Below are 21,576 nucleotides of genomic sequence, written 5' to 3'. Positions count from 1 at the left end.
GATCGGACTTCTGGACTTCTCACTAGGCGCTGATTAGACAAGCGTCTTTTTTTCTTGGAATTGATTCTGTAAAAGCAGATCAATAAAATAGGCGACGCCATCTTCATGGTTGCCTTTTGTGACGTATGTGCTCTTTTCTTTAATGATGTCCACCGCATTCCCCATCGCAATCCGGTGACCTGCTTCCTCGAACATGGATAGATCATTAGGGCTGTCACCGATCGCATAAATATTGGAGCGGTCTACGCCATAATGGGCTGCGAGTTTTTTAAGGGCATGTCCTTTCCCTGACTCTTTTGGCAGCACCTCAATGATATGTTTTCCAGACGAGGTCAATGAGAGCTCAGGCATCTCGGCAAGAAGATCTCGTGCTTCCTGAAGCTTGTTCATATCAAATGAGAAGCACAGTAATTTATAGGTCGCTTCATTCGACTCAAAAATCTGGCGGATATCATCCACTGATTTGATGCCAAATTGTTTAAATTGGGTCATTGCCCCTTCCCATAAATCAGCTACATCCTCATTTGGATTTGCGCTTTTGATCACATCAAATTCTGCTTTCAGCTTCTCTTTTCCATCAAATGGGGAGAGGAGGGCATCGTCAGTATATACCTCGAAGTAAATGTTCCGTTCCACTAATGCCTTTGCCGCACGTTTCCCAGCTTCTTGATCAAGTGTGATTCGGCTGAAGAGCTTGTATCCTTCGGTATGGACGGTCCCGCCGTTTGCCGCAATAATTGGAATGTCCAAATCGCCAAGAAGGTTCTTCACATCAAAAGTCGCCCGCCCTGTGCAGATGGTGACAATATAGCCAGCTTCCTTCGCACGAATCAATGCCTGCCGGTTTTGATCGGAAATTTCACTTTTTGTATTCAAGAGTGTGCCGTCTAAATCAATCGCAATCATTTTTTTCATCGCTGTCAAATCCTCCTTCATTCATGCAATAGCCTCTTAAAAGTATGTACGATTTCCTTCATTCTCATGAAAGAGTGAGGAGATTTGATTCCTCTCTATATCAAGGCTAAACAAAAATGTCCAAATGATCAATGGTGAGATGAGAAAAAGCGCCCCACAGGGACGCTTTCTGTTTAAGATAATTCAAGCTGCTTCTTCAATTCAGTTTTTACTTCGTTTAGTTGATTTTGATCCAATTGGAAGTAATAGACGCCGTTTGGCTGATAGTCTGAACCTTTTAGCTGAATCGTATCAACAGATTTTAATGAAGTCAGAAGCGGGAAAAGACCGACTAATTCTTTCATAGAAAGGGTCGTTGAGACATTATCACCAAGTGTATCAATGATATTGTCATATGACGGAATAGACGTTAATGATTTTGATTTATCAAAAATGGCTTTTAAAACTTCCATTTGACGCTGTCCGCGCATTAAATCACTATCTGCTTTTCTCGTTCTCACATATGCGAGAGCTTGATCGCCGTCTAGTGTATGAGTGCCTGTTTGAAGCACAACCTTGCCTTTTGTATCTTTTTGAATTTGTTTGACAAGATATTCGTCCTTAATGTTAATAGAAACGCCGTTTAGTTCATTCACAATTTCCTCAAATGCTTTGAAATTACTTTGAATGACAAAGTCGACCGGAATATCTAGTAAATCTTCAACTGTACTCACCGTTAAATCTGCACCGCCAAATGCGTGTGCGTGAGTAATTTTGTCATAACCATGACCTGGAATATTGACGTATGAGTCCCTTGGAATGCTTAATAATTTAACGGTTTTATTAGTGCGGTTAATCGTCGCCAAGACCATTGCATCGCTTCGTGCCTGTTTAACTGTTTCGCCTGGTCTGCTGTCAATTCCGAGCAGCAAAACAGAAAAACTGTCTTTTCCTGGATCAAATGCTTCAATCCGTTTGACAGATTGTGCGCCTCGATCTAGAGACACTTGTGCTTTTTTGGCAGCATTTGTCACTTTATAGTAGGCATAGCCTGTGACAGAAGCGGTTGTCAGTAAAAGAATACCGAATATAAAAAGAGTGACTTTCACCCATGGTTTTAAACGCTTTTTTCCTTTGCGTTTGCTTCGTGATTGATCCATATATTTTAAACCCTCGCCTATGATTTTTATAGTAAAGATGTTCTTTCTTATGCTTACAAACTAAAACAAATATACCTTAAAACGGGATATAGTGCGACATTTTTTCGCCAACGCTTAATTGACGTTTCCTTATCGTAAAAAGTTTCATTGATACGAAAATGAAATATATTTGTCATAAAACATCGAAATGTTTGAAATGACAGGAAGTGAGGAAAATGATTTTTTATTAGAGAAACATCCAGTAAACACAGACAAAAGAGGGGTTATGTTGATGAAAAATCGGAATGGATGGCTTTATTTCTTCGGCGCACTTGGCGGCGCCTTATATGGCTATGATACAGGTGTCATCTCTGGAGCCATCTTATTTATGAAAAAAGATTTAGGTTTAAACGCGGTTACAGAGGGGCTTGTCGTCAGCTCGATTTTAATCGGAGCGATGTTTGGTTCCACTCTTTCTGGAAAACTGACAGACCAATTTGGGCGGAAAAAAGCAATCGTCGCCGCAGCTATTTTGTTTATTATCGGCGGATTTGGAACAGCCTTTGCCCCAAATACGGAAGTGATGGTCTTATTCCGAATCGTACTAGGGCTTGCTGTAGGCTGCTCGACGACGATTGTTCCATTATATTTATCTGAACTTGCTCCAAAGGAATCAAGGGGGGCACTGTCCTCTTTAAACCAGCTCATGATCACATTTGGTATTCTTCTCGCCTATATTGTGAACTACGTTTTAGCAGATGCGGAGGCATGGCGTCTGATGCTTGGAATTGCAGTGGCTCCTTCTGTCCTTCTATTATTTGGTATTTTGTTTATGCCAGAAAGTCCTCGCTGGCTGTTTGTCCATGGACAGGCTGACCGAGCGAAGGCGATATTATCAAAACTTAGACAGAGTAAGGAAGAAGTCGAAGAAGAAATTTTAGATATTCAAAAGGCGGAAAGTGAAGAGAAAGGCGGTCTTAAGGAATTATTTGAGCCGTGGGTGCGCCCAGCATTGATCGCTGGTGTCGGTTTAGCTTTTTTACAGCAGTTTATCGGTACCAATACGATTATTTATTATGCACCAAAAACATTCACAAGTGTCGGCTTTGGTGATTCAGCGGCGATTTTAGGAACCGTAGGAATTGGCGCAGTGAATGTGATCATGACGTTTGTGGCGATCAAAATGATTGACCGTGTAGGACGGAAATCGTTACTCCTATTTGGGAATGCTGGAATGGTCCTCAGTTTAATTGTTCTGTCAGTGGTGAATCGATTTTTTGAGGGGTCAACAGCCGCAGGATGGACAACGATTATTTGTTTAGGACTCTTCATCGTGATCTTTGCCGTCAGCTGGGGTCCAGTCGTATGGGTGATGCTTCCAGAGCTGTTCCCAGTACATGTTCGGGGTATTGGCACAGGTGTATCTACATTCCTTCTTCATACAGGGAATTTGATCATCTCGCTAACGTTCCCAGCTTTATTAAGTGCGATGGGCATCAGCAATCTCTTCCTCATTTATGCAGTCATCGGCGTAGGTGCCTTCTTATTTGTGAAATACTTAGTGACAGAAACGAAAGGGAAAAGCCTTGAAGAAATTGAAGAGGATTTAAAAAAGAGAAACCGTGCCGTCGTAAGTGACGAAGGGGAAACGGTGTGAAAAAAGACCAGCTGCCTTATGCAGCTAGTTCAGCGTGTAGACAAACCCTCGCATTCGGTGTCAGTCCTGCGTGCCGGTGCTCATGAATGTCACATTCACTCCGCTCTGGTACTCGTCCTTCCTAGACTTCAAAGGTTTTCTATCACGCTGAAAAGAAGACAAAGGGCTAAAATAAAGTTCATTTTAGCCCTTTGTTAAACAAACGTTTAATCAAGAAAGGAAAAACGCTCATCTTCTGAACGTGCTGCATATGACATACATATGGAACAGGCGGGCGAAAGGTGGAAATAAGATGAAAGGAAAAACGAGCATTGTCATGCTGACGTACAACGAACTGCATTTAACCAAAAAATGTATCGACAGTATCAAGCAGCATACTCGAAGTGGCCAATATGAACTTATCATCGTCGATAATGCATCAACAGACGGCACGAAGGAATATGTGAGAGAGTTGGAAGATGTTATTTTCATTGAAAACGAGAAGAACCAAGGTTTTGCAAAGGGGTGTAATCAAGGAGCGAAAAAAGCGACAGGAGATAGCATTCTCTTTTTAAATAATGACACGATGGTGACTGAAAACTGGCTTTCTCCATTAAAAGAGGCGCTATTTGCATCAGATCGTATTGGAATGGTGGGACCTGTCTCCAATTATGTGAGTGGTCCTCAGATGGTCCAGCCATCGTATACAGATGTGAAGGAGCTCCCAGCCTTCGCTAAGGAATATACAGCTGCTAGAAAAGGTCAGAGGACGTACGTGCATAGACTTGTGGGTTTTTGTCTGCTGGTGAAACAAGAGCTGATCGAGGATGTGGGGTTATTTGATGAACGGTTTGTGTACGGATCATTTGAGGATGACGATCTTTGTTTGCGTTCATTGCTGAAGGGATATCAACTGCAAATTGTCCATGATTCATTTGTGCATCATCACGGTCATGCAACCTTCCGTGCGAATCAAGAAACGAACATCTCTACACTGTTTGCAGAGAACAGGCTTCGGTTTTTAGATAAATGGGGCATTGATTTAAACCTGATCACCCCTCATCCATATTTTACGGCACTGCTGCCTCAAGAGGCTAAATATGTGCTGGATGTTGGGTGCGGCGCAGGGGCAACTGGTCTTGAGCTCATCAATAGTCAGTCTGTTGACATGTACGGGGTAGAGGCCGATGCTTTAAAAGCAGAGATTGCCAAGGCGTATTACCAAGAAGTCATCGAGGCCAAAGCGGATGAGTACCCGTGGTCAGAGAAGGAAGCCTTTTTTGATGCGGTCATCTTTTCTGATGTATTAGAGCATGTGTCAGATCCATGGAAAATCATTACACAAGCGCACACGTCTTTAAAGCCAGGTGGCGTCATCATTTGCTGCTTGCCTAACATGATGCATGCGGAGGTGCTCCTTCCATTAATGACAGGGGATTTTACGTATCAAGAGGTAGGGATTTTAGATCGAACGCATATGAGATTCTTCACACCAAAAACGATGCATGCACTATTTCCAGACCATTTGTTTGACCCTGTGATAGAACAACAAATCAATGTACAGGTTGATCAAAACGTCCAATTGTTTTTTGACGAAGTGGCGAGAGTAGGAGAGTCACTTGGATTTCAAACAAAAGCTTTATCTGATCAAGTGACACTATATCAGCTTCTGATTGTGGCACGTAAAAAAGGCGGCGCCCCTTCAGGCTAACCGCCTTTTTGCTGTTACCATTTAAAGCTTTTCGTTCCGCCTTCTGCACCGAAGTTCAAAATGCTGACATTTACATCATATTGGATATCAGCTTCTTGGAATAGCGTGTCCCATTCGTCACGATGCTTCTCCCAAAAGTCAGGATACTTGATGCGCACCTGACGACTTAAAAAGATCGGATCAACACCCACTTCGGTCTGCATGTGGCGGACGGCTTTATGAATCCGCCCCTTGATTTTTTGGGAAAAAATGCGCTCATAACGCTTGATGTACTGTTCATCGAATGAGTTTTCAGAAGGATATTGATCTTCAGATAGTTTACCATTTGTTTTTACACTGACTTTAAAGGAAATCTTTCCATCCTTTAAATAAGGTTCGACCTTGGAAGCGGCTTTCTTGATTTCAAATGTAATGGGATAGCCTTTGTAGGTTGCAGGAACAACTCCGCCTGAGATACGATTCATCATCCAATTTAAAGCTTGAACATCATTTGCTGGAATAAACCCTATGAGTTTTCGTGTTTTTCCATGAATGATACCTGCTCCATCATAGATAAGCTCGTCGTTAATGGCATCCACACTTTGAACAAGAAAGCTTACGCCCATCTGAAAGTAATCGGACGCTCTCCCAATACGTGTTGGAAGTAAAATTTTTCCGTTATAGTCCCGGTTTTTTGAGGTTTCAAAGATGTGCTCAACCGGTGCTTTTTGCTGCGAATTTATTTTTTGATTGATTACCTTTGAAGCATTATCCCGTGTCACTAAGAGATAGCTGCTTCTTCGAACCTCGTCATCTCGTATAAAGTGATTGAGTGTCCCTTGAATATCGTGATGCTCTGCCTGACTTTTGCCGAACAAAAAGATTTTGAGATGATCACTGTAGATCGGCTGGTTCTTCAAAGCGACACGACTGACAGCCTCAAGCACATTTTCCCCCTTCGATACGACATTGACATAGCCGGTTGAAGTGGCTTCTTGTGTTCCCCCCATATTTGGCACAAGGTTTTGGTAGGTGAGCTTCACGCCTTGATCATCTGTTTCATCGATGCCAACGCCGCGCACAAACGTTAATGTCTCAATGTCCTTTATGTCCCAGCACCCTGCAGTTAGAAGAAAAAGAAGGCAGGACAAGCAGGATAAAAGTAAACGCCTTCGTCTCATGCAGAACGACCTCCCCATTTTTTACGTATCGCCAGCAGCATAAATGTGATAAAAGGAATGGCTAAAATGATGAACAGAGCGTAGCCGAGTAAAGTGGAAAAATAAAAGACTTCATTAATATTTTTTGGAAAAAGAGATAGGGCAGAGGTTAAGAAAAACAACAGCCATAGCAACCTCGTTAAATTGGTCTTCTTAAAGACTGTGTGACACCCTTTAATGGCAAATTGGAAAAAGCCCAGCATGCAAATAAACTGCTGGCATGTCCATATCGTCAGTAAGAAAATATCAAAGCGTTCAATGAACACCCCTTCAAGTTCTAGCGCTTGAATGAGTGAGACGGTGGGCCATGTGAGTGACATCGTTTCTCCAACAGTCATGGAGCCAATCACAACAAAGAGCGTGAGGGAGTACACAAGTGATGTAATTCCGACCCCGATGGCTGCGGCCCATTTTGCTTTCGACCATTTGTCTTTATAAATGAGCGGTACGACAAACAAAATCACTTCAAAGCCTGTAAATTGAATGAAGGTTTGAGAGAAAATTTTACCGAAATCTTCAAATCCGTGCGCCATGACGGGCCGCAAATAATCAAAATTAAATATTTTCAGGCTAAACAGCATCAGCCCAATATAAATAACCATCGTAATAGGGTAAACATACGTCACTATCTTCACCAATGGAAAGATACCGCTTTTTAAATGATAGATCGCTACAAGTAGAAAAATCATCACAATCACGGCCATAGGGGTCGATTGAAGAAGGAAAAACTGAACCACTTCGCCGAGTACACGCGCCTCAAAACCAACAATGGCTAGTAAATAAGCAATCATGATTAAATTAAAGAACGTGCCGAAGAAGGCACCGGCGCCTTTTGTATTAGAATCAAAGATCGTATCCGGTGCATTCTTTTCGGCAATCCAGCCTAATAAAAAAGCAACGAAAGCAAAGATGACTCCCTGTATTAATACAATGATCCAGCCATCAGGGAATCCTGAATTGGCAGAACTGCGAGGAATGGTTAAAATTCCAGCGCCTATCATTGTAGAACTGCACAGAATGGTGACTTGTAACAATGATAGCTTATCAGCTCTGTACATTGCTTACTCCCCTTGTCTTTTGATATTTTTTGTCTTGGCGGTTTTCGGTCTTGATTTAAATAGTCCTATAGGCAAACGAACGTACGTATCCTTTAAATCTGAATATGGTGAAGACAAAATAGGTGTAAAATAATCAAAACCAAAGGTCTTCAATTGCATGAGATGACAAAGCACGAATAAATAACACATGATTAAGCCGTACAAACCCAAAATAGCAGAGCTGAAAATCGCCATAAACCGAAGGATTCGTAACGGGAAGCTAAAGTCATATGATGGCGCTGTGAAATCAGCCAATGCAGTTAGTGAAACAATAATGACCATTAAGGCACTGACGATATTCGCTTGTACAGCCGCCTGACCAATAATCACGCCGCCAATCAATCCAATTGTTTGCCCAATCGCTCGAGGAAGACGAAGTCCAGCTTCTCGCAGCAGTTCAATCGTAAAAGACATGAGAATGGCTTCAACCACAGGAGGAAACGGGACATTTTGCCTACTACCTGCGATGGTGAGTGCCATCTGTGTCGGTAATAAACCGGGGTGATAGGAGACAAGGGCGATGTAGAGCCCGGGTAAAAAAATCGTTAACAGTACGGCGACATAACGGAGTAGGCGTAAAAGAGTCGCGCTTGTCCATCTTTGATAATAATCCTCTGGTGATTGCATTAAGGCTGTAAGTGTCATAGGCAGAATAAGAGCAAAAGGTGTGCCGTCAAGCAAAATGGAAACCTTGCCTTCAAGCACAGATGCGATCACCCGATCAGGGCGTTCCGTGTTTTGAATCTGTGGAAAAATGGAAATGTGACTGTCCTCAATCAGCTGTTCAATATAGCCGGTTTCAGGGATATCATCCATTTTGATTTGTTTTATGCGTGATAGAACATCTTCTACTAGTTTTGGATCAGCAATATCACGAACGTACACGAGAGCGGCAGTTTTCTTATTACGAGTGCCTACATTCACCTTTTGAATGACAAGATTAGGATCGTTTGCCCTCTCGCGTAGTAAAGCGGTATTTTTTTCAAGGTTCTCAATAAATCCAATCCGTGGTCCTCTTACAAGTACTTCAGATTGCGGCTCCTCTACTTCTCTAAATTGAAAAAGGTTCGTATGAAGCGCAAGAGCTTGCGTCGCCCCATCTACAAATAAAATAGCCCTGCCGCTATATAACTGCTCGATGGCAAGGTTCATATCTTCCAGCACATCATTTTGAATGCCAAAGAACTTCTTAGACAGGGAAGGAAGTGTGGTGTGATCGACTTCGGTGATGTCCAGTTCCTTTTGCATAGGTGAAATGATTTGTTTGGAAAGCATCTCAAATTCTGTGAGTCCCTCAACGTACACGAGACATGCAGAGACAGCAGAAGGACCAAATGAAAAAGAGTGGAACACGATATCATCACTTTGCCCGGCAAAGCTTTTGACGCGCTTGATGACGGACTGTATATCTTGTTCAATACGACTTTTCATAATACCTCACCACCCTCATGTCATGTTTTTTATAGAGTGACTCGGAAGGAGGAGAATTATGCAAATAGAAAAAAGAGAATCCCTGAAAATAGGAATTCTCTCGATATGTTTATCTCGCAAGCCAGCCGCCATCAACAGCTAAAATGTGGCCGTTCATATAATCGGAAGCTGGTGAGCTAAGGAAAACAGCTGCACCGGCTAGATCCTCAGGCTGTCCCCAGCGCCCGGCGGGGATTCTTTTGAGAATTTCTTCATTTCGATTCGCATCATCACGAATGGCTTGAGTGTTATTGGTTGCAATATAACCAGGTGCGATCGCATTTACCTGAATTTGATGTTTCGCCCATTCGTTCGCAAAAGCTTTGGTCAGACCAGCGACAGCATGCTTACTCGCTGTATAAGCGGGAACAAAGACGCCGCCTTGAAACGAGAGGAGGGAGGCGATATTGACGATTTTCCCTTGCCCGTTTTTCAGCATTTGCTGCCCAACCTTTTGAGTGAGAAAAAAGAGACTGTTGATATTCACATCCATGACAGTATGCCAATTTTCCTCTGAATAGTGAGCGGCCTCTTCTCTTTTAATGGTTCCAGCATTATTGATTAAAATATCAATGGTATGCTGCTTTAAAATGGTATCGACATCCCGCTGTGCAGACTGAGGATCGGCAAAGTCGACCTGATATGCATGAAATGATCTGCCAGTCTGTTCGACAAGCGCTTTTGTTTCATCAAGTGGTGTGCGGTGGTATGTGCCGATGATATCTGCACCTGAACGGGCAAGCGCCACAGCAATACCTTGACCAATGCCAGTTCCAGGACCTGTCACAAGGGCTGTTTTGCCTTCGAGGGAAAAGAGGGACGCAACATATGATGTCGTCGTCACCCTCGTTACCTCAGCTGGTCCATTGGGACAAAGTCCATATCTTTGAACGTATAGTTTTCTCCCGCCATTGCCCAAATAAATGAATAATTCGCTGTACCTGAGCCTGAATGAATGGACCAGGCAGGAGAAATAACCGCTTCCTCATTTGCGACAACGAGATGTCTCGTTTCAGAGGGCTCCCCCATAAAATGAAAGACACGTGCCTCTTCTTCTATATCAAGATATAAGTACACTTCCATACGCCGGTCATGAATATGAGCAGGCATCGTGTTCCATGTGTTATTCGTTTCAAGCTGAGTCATTCCCATCATGAGCTGACAGCTTTGGATGCCGTCTGCATGGATGACCTGATACAGGTTTCGCACGTTTGAGGCAGACGCCTCCCCTAAGTGATTCGGTGTTAATTCAGCAATGGCTGCCTTTTGCGTAGGGTATGCTCTATGAGCCGTTGCTGATACAAGATAGAACTTGGCCTGCTCGCCTGATGAACTAGTAAACTGCACATCTTCGTGTCCAAGACCAATATATAAGAAATCTTTATGCTCCAGCACAAAAGACTCACCATCGACTGTAACCGTTCCTTGCCCGCCGACATTCACGATGCCAATTTCTCGTCTTTCAAGGAAATAATCCGTGCGTAAAAAGTCGCCGGCATCCAGCTTGATCGTTTCTGCTGTCGGCATTGCCCCGCCAATGACCACACGATCCTCATGCGAATAATAGAGCTTCAATTCACCGCTGACGAATAGCGTAGGAATATGAAAATGACGACGAAGTTCCTCTGTTGTAAAACGTTTGACCTGCTCAGGATGTACAGCATAACGATTTTCCATTTGAAATAAGCCTCCCTTTCTATCTGAAACAAAATATTGGTGTTTTATTTGGTATCGGTTTCAAGGAAAATTCTAGAGGAAAAAGAGAGCGGCGTCAACCGTTAATTTGAAATCACTTTCTTTTATCTTGATAAGATGTATTTTTTCATGAGCATGCAAAAAATTCTTCTGGTATTCATCAAATTATGGTATGCTCTTTTTAAGTTTATTTGAAATCGGTTTCGAAACAAATCAGAAGATTAATCGTGGGAGTTTTTTGAATGAAAGAGAAGAAGCAAATGAAAGTGACCATTAACGAAGTTGCAGCTTATGCAGGTGTTTCAAAATCAACAGTATCCAGATATATCAATGGCAGAACAAATGAAATTTCTTCTGAAAAGGTAAAAAAGATTAAAAAAGCCATTGAGGAGCTCCATTACCGCCCGAGTCAGCTCGCTCAAGGACTAAAAGTAAGAAAAAGTAAGGTCATTGGTTTTATTGTAGCCGATATAACGAATCCATTCTCTGTAGCGACGCTTCGCGGTGTCGAAGAGATTTGTGATGAATATGGGTACAGCATCATGGTGTGCAACACAGATAATCGTCCAGAAAAAGAACGAGAAATGCTCCTGAAGCTGAATGCGCATTATATTGAAGGGCTCATCATCAATACGACAGGTCAAAACAATGACATTCTACAGGATTTTAAGAAAAACGGTGTACCGATTGTCCTTGTTGACCGTAAATTACCTGAACTCAAAGTCGACACAGTGACAACGAATAACCGTGATATCACGATCCGACTGCTTCGACAAATGTATGAGAAAGGCTACGATCACATCGCTTTCTTTACTGAGCCGGTTGATGGGATTAGTCCTCGTGAAGAACGAAAAGAAGCATATGAACAGACGGCCATGAGTAAACATAAGAAACCTATCATTTCAGAAATCAATTTGAAGAAAAAGGAACAAATACGAGAAGAGATTGTCCGTTTTTTACAATCAAACCATCAAAAAAAGGCGATTTTAGCAGGCAATGGTTTACTCATGCTGAAGCTCATTAGTGAACTCGTGGAGCTTGGGATCAAGATTCCTGATGAGATAGGCATTGCCGGGTTTGATGATACAGAATGGTATAAGCTGATTGGGCCAGGGATCACAACTGTTGCACAGCCATCTCATGAAATGGGGAAAGCGGCCATGCAAAAAATCAAGACACGGCTTGAAGGCGATGAAAGTGCGCCCCAAACCATTCAACTCGATGGAGAAATCATTGTCAGGAAATCTTTATAAGCGAAAGGCAGAGAAGAGTATACATACGTGCATGCTCTCTCTTTTTCAACTAATTTGAAACCGGTACCAAGAGAGGGGAGAAATGAGTGAAAGCATTGGATGCGGTCACATTTGGGGAATCAATGGCGATGTTTTACGCAAAAGAAGTTGGAGAACTTCATCAAGTGCATACGTTTCAAAAGGCGCTTGCTGGTGCAGAGAGTAACGTCGCTGTCGGCCTTTCAAGGCTGGGTTTTGAGGTTGGCTGGATGAGCAAAGTCGGGGCAGACTCACTTGGCACATTTATTTTAGAAGAGCTTCAAAAAGAAGGGGTCGATACAAGTGCAGTGCTCCGTTCAAATGATGGGTCCCAAACTGGGTTATTGCTTAAATCAAAAGTCATTGATGGAGACCCTGACGTGACGTATTACCGGAAAGGCTCTGCTGCGAGCACAATGAGTCCAAGTGACTTTCCCTCCAACTATTTCCGGCAGGCTGGACACCTTCATATGACAGGTATTCCGCCTGCACTGTCTAGTGAAATGAGAGCGTTTTCTTTTTGTGTCCTTCAAGCCATGAAGGAAGCAGGCAAAACCATTTCATTTGATCCGAACATTAGGCTTCAGCTATGGGAAGAGGAAGAGGATATGATTCATACGGTGAACCAGATAGCCTATCAAGTCGATTGGTTTTTCCCGGGACTTGCAGAAGGGCAAAGGCTCACGGGATGCCATGAGCCGGAAGAGATTGCAGAGGTCTATTTACAAAAAGGTGTCAAGCTAGTGGTCATTAAGCTCGGAGCGGAAGGTGCCTTTTATAAAAGTGCCGCCGGTCAGGGAATTGTGAGCGGGTTTCATGTTCATGATGTCGTTGATACGGTCGGCGCTGGTGATGGATTTGCAGTGGGGGTCATTAGTGGCTTACTTGACGGCTTATCCTATGAAAAATCCGTTACAAGGGGTAATGCCATTGGGGCACTTGCGGTGATGTCTCCAGGAGATAAGGATGGACTGCCCACTCGGGAGGAGCTTCAGGCGTTTATGAAAGAAGCCAAACGGAATCACAGGCGGGAGTATATGAAGGGGGATGAGAGAGATGGGAAAGTCAGCAAGTTTGAACGTTAAAGAGCAGCTCGCAGTCTGTAAACTGATCGCAGTGGTTAGAGCGGATAGTGAAGGAGAAGGCATTGAGATGATTCAGCGTTTAAAGAAAAAAGGGGTGCGTGCCATTGAAGTAACGTATACCACTCCAAATGCTGAACGCATCATCGCATCCTTTCGGCATGAGCAAGAACTCATTGTAGGAGCAGGAACGATCACGACGCTTGAACAGGCACAATCAGCCATTGAGGCAGGCTCGCAATTTATTGTCAGTCCAGGATATCTCTCTGTGATTGGAGAGCATCTATCATTTCACGATACACTCTATGTGCCAGGTGTCCTGACCCCGAGTGAAATCATGCAGGCAAAAGCAAATGGATACCGCTTGCTCAAGCTTTTTCCAAGCGGCTCCTTCGGTTTGTCCTATATGAAAAACTTACAAGGCCCGTTTCCAGAGGTTGAATTTATTCCAACAGGCGGCATTCATCCAGCCGATGTCCCAAAATGGCTCGCAGCAGGTGCTGTGGCAGTAGGTGTCGGCAGTCAGCTTGGAAGCAGTACAGCAGAAGAATTACAAGCGGTTCTTTCTTCATAAATACTTGATATGACACCAAACAACTGGCTCATGGATGCCGGTGGTTTGTTCGTTTATCTGACATAACAGCGGGTAAGATTCGACTCTTCACGTACAATGATCGTGAAGGAGGGATTGGAATGTACATTCAACAAGATGCACTCACAGATGGACGGATAGATCAGCTGATCACCGGTCATGTAGAAGAGATGAAGGAGCATTCTCCCCCAGAAAGCATTCATGCCCTTCCATTAGACGATTTGAAAAAACAAGATGTCACAGTGTGGAGTGTATGGGATGGAGAGGAACTTCTTGGCTGCGGAGCGATAAAGGAGCTATCAAGTGAACATGGTGAAATCAAATCGATGAGGACGGCAGCTCTCCATATGCGAAAAGGGGTAGCAAGGCAAATGCTGACCTACCTTCTCCAAGAAGCCAAACAGCGAGGCTATACACGTGTCAGCCTCGAAACAGGTGCGATGGCTTTCTTTGAACCAGCAAGAAGACTATATGAAAGCTTTGGGTTTCAATATTGTCCGCCTTTTGGTTCATATCAAGAAGATCCAAACAGTTTATTTATGACAAAGGAATTATAGAGGTCGAGAGAGTATGCTTATAAGCAGCTCTTTTTTTATGCGGCAACAATGAAAGGAGGGGGATGTGAGTGAAGCTGTCTAAGTTGATTGGAATAGGCGCTCTTCTCACAGTTTGTGTGCTATCCGTCATTTCTTTATGTGTATTAGGTCAAGATTTATTTAAGATTGAAAGCGCTTCTGACAAAGTGGTATCAACCTATCAATATCACTTTGTCCTTGTACCGGAGGAACTTGATAACGAATATTGGCAACTGGTGCAAAAGGGAGCTGCTGATGCGGCGGCCGTTCATCGTGTGTATCTCGAATACCTGGGCCCAAAGCAGGCTGATTTGGATGATCATCTTAAAACCATTGATATGGCGATTGCTGGGCATGTAGATGGTATTATGACGCAGGGACTTGACGCGAAGAAATACAAACCGCTCTTTCAAAAAGCAAGGGAAAAAGGCATTGATGTCGTCACAGTCGATACGGATGCAGAGGGGAGCAAGCGTCAAGTGTATGTTGGAACGGATAATTATTATTCAGGCTTTATCGCAGGGCAGGCGCTCATCGCAGATACAACAGGCGAACAGTATGTAGGAATTGTCACGGGCCGGCTTGATGCCATCCACCAGAAGCTGCGCGTTAAGGGATTTCGAGATGCCGTTTCTGCTGAAAAACGCATTCATATTGCTGGAATAGAAGAATCAGCCATTACGAAGTCAGGGGCTTCCGGTGCAGCGTATAAACTATTAAACAATCATGCAGAGCTGACCGCATTTTATGGAACAAGCGCATTAGATGGTGTCGGCATCATTCAAGCAACAGAGCAATATCGATCAGCTGCTGATTTTTATGTACTCACATTTGATACATTGCCTGATACGATTCAGGCGCTTGATGATGAAAAAATCGATGCGGTGGTCGTGCAGCACCCATATGAAATGGGCTACCAAGCGGTTGAATCACTTGTTCGTTTGCAGAAAGGCGAAAAGGAAGAAGCGCTGCAGTACACAGGAACGAGTGTGATTCGGCGCGGGGATTTGCCTCTTCATCAAACAGAAAGACCACAGGGGGTTCAGCCATGAGAAGGATTCGAAGTAAATTGTTATTGGCGTTTTTAATCCTTGTGCTTCTTGGTAACGTGGCTGCTTTTTTTGTCTATTGGAGCAGCTCGAAATTAACCTCAGAATATAGCAGGAGCTTTCGTTCTTTTCTCCTGCTTAATGATATATCCACAGAGGCAAAAACGATGTATGAAAAGGTCAATGCCTATGCCATTGAGAAAGATCGGCAGTTTGCCAGAGAATATATTGAATCAAAACAGAAAATGAAAACCTATGATCAGGTGCTGCTAAAAGATGCCGGGCTTCATGCGGCGATACCCTCTATTGAAAAATATCAATATATGATGCGGACGCTCATGAATGAAGGTGATGCGACCATGACACATGTAAAAGAAGGGAAAATCAAAGAATATGCTGCAAGTGTGAAGGAGGTGAGAACAGTCTCCTCCTATATACAAGAGCAGACGATGACCCTGCTAGATGATGAATTATCTGAGTATCAGGCACTCTATCAATCACTTCAAAAAAGACATCAAACTTATGCGCTCTTTACCCTGTGTCTGTTTACGTTATCGATTGGGGTCGCATTATGGATGGCATATATCATTGCTGGCGGGATATCAAGGCCAATCGTCCACCTGTCTCGAAGTGCCAAAGAAGTATCAGAAGGAAATTTTGATGGAGCGAATTTGCATGTCACATCAAAGGACGAAATATCTGTGTTAAATGAGGCCTTTCAACGAATGCGGCAGGAGATGAAAATGATGATTGAAGAGATGAAACAAAAGGCTGCCTTAGATCAAAAAATCAAAGACATGAAGTTGAAAACGCTGCAAAACCAAATGAACCCACACTTTTTATTTAACACATTAAACATCGTATCACGCATGGCTTACTTAGAATCAGCAGATGCCACATCGAGATTGATTCAATCGGTTTCCACGCTGATGCGGTATTCACTGTCTGCTCTCAGTACGTCCGTTACATTGGAACAAGAAGTGAAAGTGGTCAAAGAATATTTTCATATCCAAGAAACGAGATTTGCCGATCGTATTACATGCAAAACGACCATAGATGAGTCGTGTCTATCTGTTCACATTCCAAGTCTCACATTACAGCCGCTTGTCGAAAATGCCTTTATTCATGGAGTAGAACCAAAGGAGGAAGGCGGGCTTGTTGAGCTCTCTATCTATCGAGACAATGGCTTTGTGATGATTCGGATTCGGGACAATGGGACTGGAATCAATGAAAGAGAGAAAAAAAGATTGCTATCGGAAAAAGAAGAGGATCATCCGAACACACTGAGTAAAGGCCATTCTACAGGAATTGGTCTTCGAAATGTGGTGTCAAGACTGCGTTTGTTTTACGGGGTGCAAGATGCCCTTCAAATTGATTCAAATCCAAACGAAGGCACCACCATTCAATTGGCGATTCCGATAAAGGAGGGACCTGTATGCTGAACGTGCTGATTGTGGATGATGAAAAAATAGAACGAATGGCGATGCGGAAGTTCATGACCGAATGGCTCCCGGAGTGTTATATTGCAGGGGAAGCTGAAAATGGAAAGAAGGCGGTTGAATTTGCGCGGTCCGAGCCGATTGATCTTGTGCTCATGGATATTCAGATGCCTGGCATGGATGGATTGACAGCCATCAAACAGATCAAAGCAGGCAGCCCGCATACAAAATTTATTATGCTGACAGCCTACGATACGTTCAATTATGCAAAGCAAGCGATGCAGGAAGGGGTTAAACAATACCTCGTCAAACCAGCTGATAAAGACGAAACCATTGCAGCCATTCGATCTATTGCGGCAGAAATTGAGCAGGAGGCGTCTCAGCGGCAGGCAGCGACGGTCAATCAGCAGTCAAAGTGGCTGGAAGCCCATGTGATCAACGGTCAATCTTATACCTTCACTGAGTTTCAACAATTGTTCCAAGAATGTGAAGCAGGTCTCGTCATCGCTGTTCAGCGGGCAGGCGGGGATCAGCTGTTGAGTGATTTACAGCAATCCGCTCTTTTTCAAGCGGTGCCTATTCAGATGGGCGGTGAGCTGTTTACATGCTTCATTTATAGTCACCAAGGAACAGGTCAGCTAAAGGCAGATGTACTGCAAGCCATTCGAGCTGCCATGACAAGCGGACATCCTTCACCTGTCGTTGGCATAGGGCACCCAGTCTCAAACCCACTTCATCTTCAGAAAAGTGCAGCGGAAGCAAAGCTTTCTTATTATCAGCGAAAAAAGGATGGCGGCGTTGTTCGTTATGGTTTTTACAATACAGAAGTGCAGTCCAATCTGTTGATCAATCTTCCCGAGCTTGCTGACGACATAATGCTGGCACTGGAAGAAGGAAGAAGAGAGGATGCGCTTGCCTTATTTGATGCCTTTGAATTAGAGGGGGCGGCACTTACACATGTAAAAGAGCTGCTGATTCTATTAAAATCACGACTCCGTGCAGACCTCTCCATTCTGGCCATCAGCACAGCAGCAGAATGCCGCCAGTGCTGTGAGCATCTATTTGACGTGTATGAAGCGAGAACCCAGACCGTGAATGACATCGAGCGGGCAAAACGTTACATCAAAACACATTTCTGCGAACATATCACGCTCGAGCAAACTGCCGCCTATGTTGACTTAAGCCCAACCTATTTCACAAAGCGCTTTAAAGATGAGACGGGTCTGACCTTTAAAGAATATGTGACGACCTGCCGGCTGGATAAAATCAAGAAGCTTCTCAAAGACAGCTCGCTTAGTTTAAAAGAAATTACTTATCAGGCAGGATATACCGACCCCAATTACGTCAGCCGTGTCTTTAAGAAAATGGTCGGTTGTTCACCGAAGGAATATCGAAAACTGGCCATAAAAAAATGAAGAATTTCATAAAAAAGTGAAGAAGTTTGCCTGAAAAAAAGCAATGATCTACCATTATACTTATTTTGATAACGCTTACAAAACAGGGATGGGGGATCAATCATGAAGTTCAAATTAGGCTTTACTTTGTTGGCACTCTGCATGCTTCTCATCACGGCTTGCAGTACATCGACGAACTCAGATGCAAAAAAAGAGGGCGGAGCGGAGAAGCTTGAAATTTTCTCTTGGTGGACAGGAGCAGGTGAGGAAGACGGACTGAAAGCACTCATTCAATTGTTTGAAGAGAAAAATAAAGAGATTCCAATTGAAAATGCAGCCGTCGCAGGTGGTGCTGGTACGAATGCAAAGGCTGTTTTGACGAGCCGGATGCAAGGAAATGATCCGCCAGCTTCCTTCCAAGTACATGGCGGGGCAGAGCTGAACGAGAGCTGGGTCGCGGCAGGCAAAATGGAGCCGCTGGATGATCTTTATGAACAAGAAGGCTGGAAGGACAAATTCCCAGAATCACTGATTGACCTTGTGAGCAAAGATGGGAAAATCTATTCGGTTCCAGTGAATATTCACCGAGGCAATGTGCTTTGGTATAACAAAAAGGTATTTGAAGACCAAGGTTTAGAGCCGCCAACGACATTTGATGAATTTTTCAAAACAGCAGATGCTTTAAAGAAAAAAGGGATTACTCCACTTGCGCTTGGGGATAAAGAGCCTTGGGCAGCGACTCACTTGTTTGAGAGTGTTCTGCTTGGTGTATTAGGCGCAGAAGATTATCAAAAACTTTGGGCGGGCGACTTGAAAATGGATGACACAAAAGTGAAGGAAGCGGCAGACATCTTTGGACGCATGCTCGAATACGTCAATGACGATCATAGCTCCCGTAACTGGCAGGATGCCTCACAGCTCGTGGCAAAAGGGGAAGCGGCGATGAATGTCATGGGCGATTGGGCGAAGGGATACTTTGTCAACGATCTGGACTTGAAGGTCAACAAAGATTTTGGTTACGTGGCGACCCCTGGAACGGAGGGAAGCTTTATGGTGATCACCGATACGTTCGGACTGCCGAAGGGTGTCAAACAGCCGGAAAACGTGAAAAAATTCTTATCTGTCTTAGGATCTGTGGAAGGACAGGATGCGTTTAATCCGCTGAAGGGATCGATTCCGGCACGGGTTGATGCGGATGTATCAAAATATGATGAATACGGAAAATCGGCGATGAAGGCATTTAAAGAGTCAAAGCTGGCGCCGTCACTCGCCCATGGCTCAGCTGCTGAAGAAGGCTTTGTGACGAAAGCAAACCAAGCCGTCAATATTTTTGTGACACAAAAAGACAGCAGCCAGTTTGTTTCATCTTTAAAAGACTCTATGAAATAAAGACGAAGGAGGCGGCGATCAGGCACCGCCTCTTTTTTAAAAAGGAGTGTAGCTTCATGCGCATGGACACATCGCCGAACACAAAAGCGTCAGCGCCGAAAGTGAAACGTGTTCGGAAAAAATGGAATGGAGATCAGCTGCTTGCACTGCTATTTTTAGCCCCGTCAGCTGTTTTATTATTCATCTTTGTTTACGGCTTTATTGGCTGGACAGGGTATGTTTCATTATCAAACTGGACCTCGCTTGTTCCGGATTTTTCTTTTGCAGGACTTCGCAATTATGTCATGCTGTTTCAAGATTTCCGCTTTCAGTCAGATCTACGAAACACGGTCTTTTTTACTTTATTCTTTATTGGAGCCGTCATAGCCTCTGGGCTCGCACTTGCGATTTTACTAGACCAGAAGATCAAGGGTGAATCTCTTTTCCGGAATTTATTCTTTTTTCCGATGGCCCTTTCCTTCGTTGTGACTGGTGTCGTGTGGCAATGGATTTTAAATCCGTCAACTGGAGTGAATTTATTTTTGAAAACGCTAGGCATCCAGCCTAAGTGGTACACGGATACGAATATTTTAGCTGGATTTGTCTGGGGGAAAATTGAATTTGGTGTACCAGCGGCGATGATTGCAGTCGTCATTGCAGCTGTGTGGCAAATGACTGGGTTCTCGCTTGCGATGTATTTGGCAGGTCTTAGAGGAATTCCAGAGGAAGTGAGAGAGGCTGCTAGAATGGATGGAGCAACTGAGTGGCAAATCTACCGAAAAATCATTTTTCCGCTTTTAAAACCGATTACTGCAAGTGTCATTATTATTATGGCTCATATTTCTTTAAAGATTTTCGATTTGATTTACTCGATGACAGGACCGGGTGCAAACTTTGTCACGGATGTACCGGGCGTTTATATGTTTGAAATGACCTTTAGAGGAAACCATTATGCAGGCGGTGCTGCCATTGCAATCGTCATGCTGATCTCTGTTGCGGTCTTTATCGTGCCATATCTCCTGTCGAGCCGGAAGGGGGCTTCATCATGACAGCCAGATGGTTTGTCCGTCCAGTTCTCTATGCTTTATTGATTCTGTGCAGCCTCTTTTTTCTAATGCCTGTCTATGTCATGCTCGTCACAAGCTTAAAGCCATTAGGTGAAGTCACCCTTGAGCAAATGTGGTCGCTGCCATCAACGCTTGATTTCTCTAGCTATCAAATCGCTTTTGAAAAGCTATCGCCTAATTTGATGAATTCACTTTATCTTGTCATTCCTGCTACCTTATTGTCAGCCGTATTAGGTGCGATGAATGGCTATGTGCTATCAAAATGGCGTTTTAAAGGGTCAGAAGTGGTTTTTACGTTGATGCTGTTTGGTATGTTTATTCCGTATCAAAGCATCCTCATTCCACTCATTCAATTTTTACGTGAAGTCGGATTGTATAATTCGATTCCAGGTCTAGTGCTTGTCCATGTCGTATATGGTCTTCCGATCACAACACTCATGTTTCGCAATTTCTATGTGAGCATCCCTGATGAAATGATTGAATCGGCCAAAATGGATGGCGCAGGGTTTATCGGGATTTTCAGACATATGATTCTTCCGCTTTCCATCACAGGATTTGTCGTGGTCGCCATTTGGCAGTTTACCAATGTGTGGAATGAATTTTTATTTGCAGTCACGATGACCACTGCGGAGCATCAGCCAGTCATGGTCGCCTTGCAAAATCTATCAGGCAGCCAAATTGTGCAATGGAACGTTCAAATGGCAGGAGCTATTTTGGCCGCACTGCCGACACTTTTGGTGTATATTCTGCTCGGAAAATACTTTGTGAAGGGGCTTCTCGCAGGCTCTGTCAAAGGATAAAGAAATTTTCATGTTATCGTTTTCATTTGGTGTACTGAAAGGATTGACTTCTCTTTAGATAGCGTCATAATAAAAGTTGAGACTTACTAGTTTTCATC

The 21,576-nt window shown here is 43.6% G+C and carries 19 protein-coding genes; 12 read left to right on the top strand and 7 right to left on the bottom strand.

Annotated elements, in window-relative coordinates; translation table 11 throughout:
* Positions 1-33 precede the first annotated feature (33 nt).
* Both NPA43_RS16210 and NPA43_RS16205 read right to left on the bottom strand, forming a co-directional pair.
* Positions 34-915, bottom strand: coding sequence for a Cof-type HAD-IIB family hydrolase (locus NPA43_RS16210; protein WP_230030643.1), 882 nt, complete (start codon positions 913-915; stop codon positions 34-36).
* A 173-nt stretch (positions 916-1,088) separates the two neighbouring features.
* The gene (locus NPA43_RS16205) at positions 1,089-2,054 is read right to left on the bottom strand and encodes an LCP family protein (protein ID WP_099726441.1); all 966 of its coding nucleotides are present in this window, start codon (positions 2,052-2,054) and stop codon (positions 1,089-1,091) included.
* 271 nt (positions 2,055-2,325) lie between these two features.
* Here NPA43_RS16205 and NPA43_RS16200 point away from each other — a divergent pair, with 271 nt between their 5' ends.
* Together NPA43_RS16200 and NPA43_RS16195 are read left to right on the top strand one after the other, a co-directional pair.
* Complete coding sequence (locus tag NPA43_RS16200) at positions 2,326-3,690, top strand: sugar porter family MFS transporter (RefSeq protein ID WP_249705622.1); 1,365 nt, start codon at positions 2,326-2,328, stop codon at positions 3,688-3,690.
* A gap of 292 nt (positions 3,691-3,982) precedes the next feature.
* On the top strand, positions 3,983-5,380 hold the full coding sequence (locus NPA43_RS16195) for a bifunctional glycosyltransferase family 2 protein/class I SAM-dependent methyltransferase (RefSeq protein ID WP_249705621.1): 1,398 nt from the start codon (positions 3,983-3,985) through the stop codon (positions 5,378-5,380).
* A gap of 14 nt (positions 5,381-5,394) precedes the next feature.
* Here the strand turns inward: NPA43_RS16195 and NPA43_RS16190 are convergent, their stop codons facing one another.
* From NPA43_RS16190 to kduI, 5 genes are all read right to left on the bottom strand, one after another.
* Positions 5,395-6,540, bottom strand: a complete 1,146-nt coding sequence (locus NPA43_RS16190; protein ID WP_249705620.1) for a Ger(x)C family spore germination protein — start codon at positions 6,538-6,540, stop codon at positions 5,395-5,397.
* Positions 6,537-7,637, bottom strand: coding sequence for a GerAB/ArcD/ProY family transporter (locus tag NPA43_RS16185; protein ID WP_249705619.1), 1,101 nt, complete (start codon positions 7,635-7,637; stop codon positions 6,537-6,539). Before NPA43_RS16185 ends, NPA43_RS16190 begins: the two co-directional genes overlap by 4 nt.
* Positions 7,638-7,640: 3 nt before the next feature.
* Positions 7,641-9,107: a spore germination protein gene (locus tag NPA43_RS16180; protein ID WP_230030647.1), complete on the bottom strand. Its 1,467-nt coding sequence runs from the start codon at positions 9,105-9,107 to the stop codon at positions 7,641-7,643.
* A gap of 109 nt (positions 9,108-9,216) precedes the next feature.
* On the bottom strand, positions 9,217-9,990 hold the full coding sequence (kduD, locus tag NPA43_RS16175) for a 2-dehydro-3-deoxy-D-gluconate 5-dehydrogenase KduD (protein WP_230030648.1): 774 nt from the start codon (positions 9,988-9,990) through the stop codon (positions 9,217-9,219).
* A 5-nt stretch (positions 9,991-9,995) separates the two neighbouring features.
* The gene (gene kduI, locus NPA43_RS16170; RefSeq protein ID WP_230030649.1) at positions 9,996-10,823 is read right to left on the bottom strand and encodes a 5-dehydro-4-deoxy-D-glucuronate isomerase; all 828 of its coding nucleotides are present in this window, start codon (positions 10,821-10,823) and stop codon (positions 9,996-9,998) included.
* A gap of 260 nt (positions 10,824-11,083) precedes the next feature.
* Between kduI and NPA43_RS16165 the strand changes: the two genes are divergently transcribed.
* The 10 genes from NPA43_RS16165 (at position 11,084) to NPA43_RS16120 (ending at position 21,478) form a co-directional block, all read left to right on the top strand.
* Complete coding sequence (locus NPA43_RS16165; RefSeq protein WP_249705617.1) at positions 11,084-12,094, top strand: LacI family DNA-binding transcriptional regulator; 1,011 nt, start codon at positions 11,084-11,086, stop codon at positions 12,092-12,094.
* Positions 12,095-12,180: 86 nt separating this feature from the next.
* Positions 12,181-13,197 (top strand): sugar kinase, encoded by a 1,017-nt coding sequence (locus tag NPA43_RS16160; protein WP_256499063.1) that lies wholly within the window; start codon positions 12,181-12,183, stop codon positions 13,195-13,197.
* Complete coding sequence (locus NPA43_RS16155; RefSeq protein ID WP_249705616.1) at positions 13,169-13,768, top strand: bifunctional 4-hydroxy-2-oxoglutarate aldolase/2-dehydro-3-deoxy-phosphogluconate aldolase; 600 nt, start codon at positions 13,169-13,171, stop codon at positions 13,766-13,768. The genes NPA43_RS16160 and NPA43_RS16155 overlap by 29 nt, the downstream gene beginning before the upstream one ends.
* Positions 13,769-13,887: 119 nt before the next feature.
* The gene (locus tag NPA43_RS16150; RefSeq protein ID WP_249705615.1) at positions 13,888-14,343 is read left to right on the top strand and encodes a GNAT family N-acetyltransferase; all 456 of its coding nucleotides are present in this window, start codon (positions 13,888-13,890) and stop codon (positions 14,341-14,343) included.
* 68 nt (positions 14,344-14,411) lie between these two features.
* Complete coding sequence (locus NPA43_RS16145; RefSeq protein WP_099726427.1) at positions 14,412-15,413, top strand: sugar-binding protein; 1,002 nt, start codon at positions 14,412-14,414, stop codon at positions 15,411-15,413.
* Positions 15,410-16,852 carry a sensor histidine kinase gene (locus NPA43_RS16140; RefSeq protein WP_256499062.1) on the top strand — a complete coding sequence of 481 codons (1,443 nt, stop codon included), beginning with the start codon at positions 15,410-15,412 and terminating at the stop codon, positions 16,850-16,852. The genes NPA43_RS16145 and NPA43_RS16140 overlap by 4 nt, the downstream gene beginning before the upstream one ends.
* Positions 16,846-18,264, top strand: coding sequence for a response regulator (locus NPA43_RS16135; protein ID WP_230030654.1), 1,419 nt, complete (start codon positions 16,846-16,848; stop codon positions 18,262-18,264). The genes NPA43_RS16140 and NPA43_RS16135 overlap by 7 nt, the downstream gene beginning before the upstream one ends.
* Before the next feature lie 102 nt (positions 18,265-18,366).
* Positions 18,367-19,632: an ABC transporter substrate-binding protein gene (locus NPA43_RS16130; protein ID WP_230030655.1), complete on the top strand. Its 1,266-nt coding sequence runs from the start codon at positions 18,367-18,369 to the stop codon at positions 19,630-19,632.
* 56 nt (positions 19,633-19,688) lie between these two features.
* On the top strand, positions 19,689-20,660 hold the full coding sequence (locus NPA43_RS16125; RefSeq protein WP_180275475.1) for a carbohydrate ABC transporter permease: 972 nt from the start codon (positions 19,689-19,691) through the stop codon (positions 20,658-20,660).
* Positions 20,657-21,478 carry a carbohydrate ABC transporter permease gene (locus NPA43_RS16120; protein ID WP_099726423.1) on the top strand — a complete coding sequence of 274 codons (822 nt, stop codon included), beginning with the start codon at positions 20,657-20,659 and terminating at the stop codon, positions 21,476-21,478. Before NPA43_RS16125 ends, NPA43_RS16120 begins: the two co-directional genes overlap by 4 nt.
* Positions 21,479-21,576 lie beyond the last annotated feature (98 nt).

The sequence above is a fragment of the Bacillus pumilus genome, assembly GCF_024498355.1.
GTDB lineage: Bacteria > Bacillota > Bacilli > Bacillales > Bacillaceae > Bacillus > Bacillus pumilus_P.
This window is presented reverse-complemented; position numbering and strand designations above follow the sequence as displayed.

Excerpts from the sequence above, each read along its gene's own strand:
- NPA43_RS16210 (WP_230030643.1), bottom strand. The coding sequence starts at position 915 with ATGAAAAAAATGATTGCGATTGATTTAGACGGCACACTCTTGAATACA.
- NPA43_RS16205 (WP_099726441.1), bottom strand. The coding sequence starts at position 2,054 with ATGGATCAATCACGAAGCAAACGCAAAGGAAAAAAGCGTTTAAAACCA.
- NPA43_RS16200 (WP_249705622.1), top strand. The coding sequence starts at position 2,326 with ATGAAAAATCGGAATGGATGGCTTTATTTCTTCGGCGCACTTGGCGGC.
- NPA43_RS16195 (WP_249705621.1), top strand. The coding sequence starts at position 3,983 with ATGAAAGGAAAAACGAGCATTGTCATGCTGACGTACAACGAACTGCAT.
- NPA43_RS16190 (WP_249705620.1), bottom strand. The coding sequence starts at position 6,540 with ATGAGACGAAGGCGTTTACTTTTATCCTGCTTGTCCTGCCTTCTTTTT.
- NPA43_RS16185 (WP_249705619.1), bottom strand. The coding sequence starts at position 7,637 with ATGTACAGAGCTGATAAGCTATCATTGTTACAAGTCACCATTCTGTGC.
- NPA43_RS16180 (WP_230030647.1), bottom strand. The coding sequence starts at position 9,107 with ATGAAAAGTCGTATTGAACAAGATATACAGTCCGTCATCAAGCGCGTC.
- kduI (WP_230030649.1), bottom strand. The coding sequence starts at position 10,823 with ATGGAAAATCGTTATGCTGTACATCCTGAGCAGGTCAAACGTTTTACA.
- NPA43_RS16165 (WP_249705617.1), top strand. The coding sequence starts at position 11,084 with ATGAAAGAGAAGAAGCAAATGAAAGTGACCATTAACGAAGTTGCAGCT.
- NPA43_RS16155 (WP_249705616.1), top strand. The coding sequence starts at position 13,169 with ATGGGAAAGTCAGCAAGTTTGAACGTTAAAGAGCAGCTCGCAGTCTGT.
- NPA43_RS16150 (WP_249705615.1), top strand. The coding sequence starts at position 13,888 with ATGTACATTCAACAAGATGCACTCACAGATGGACGGATAGATCAGCTG.
- NPA43_RS16140 (WP_256499062.1), top strand. The coding sequence starts at position 15,410 with ATGAGAAGGATTCGAAGTAAATTGTTATTGGCGTTTTTAATCCTTGTG.
- NPA43_RS16135 (WP_230030654.1), top strand. The coding sequence starts at position 16,846 with ATGCTGAACGTGCTGATTGTGGATGATGAAAAAATAGAACGAATGGCG.
- NPA43_RS16130 (WP_230030655.1), top strand. The coding sequence starts at position 18,367 with ATGAAGTTCAAATTAGGCTTTACTTTGTTGGCACTCTGCATGCTTCTC.
- NPA43_RS16125 (WP_180275475.1), top strand. The coding sequence starts at position 19,689 with ATGCGCATGGACACATCGCCGAACACAAAAGCGTCAGCGCCGAAAGTG.
- NPA43_RS16120 (WP_099726423.1), top strand. The coding sequence starts at position 20,657 with ATGACAGCCAGATGGTTTGTCCGTCCAGTTCTCTATGCTTTATTGATT.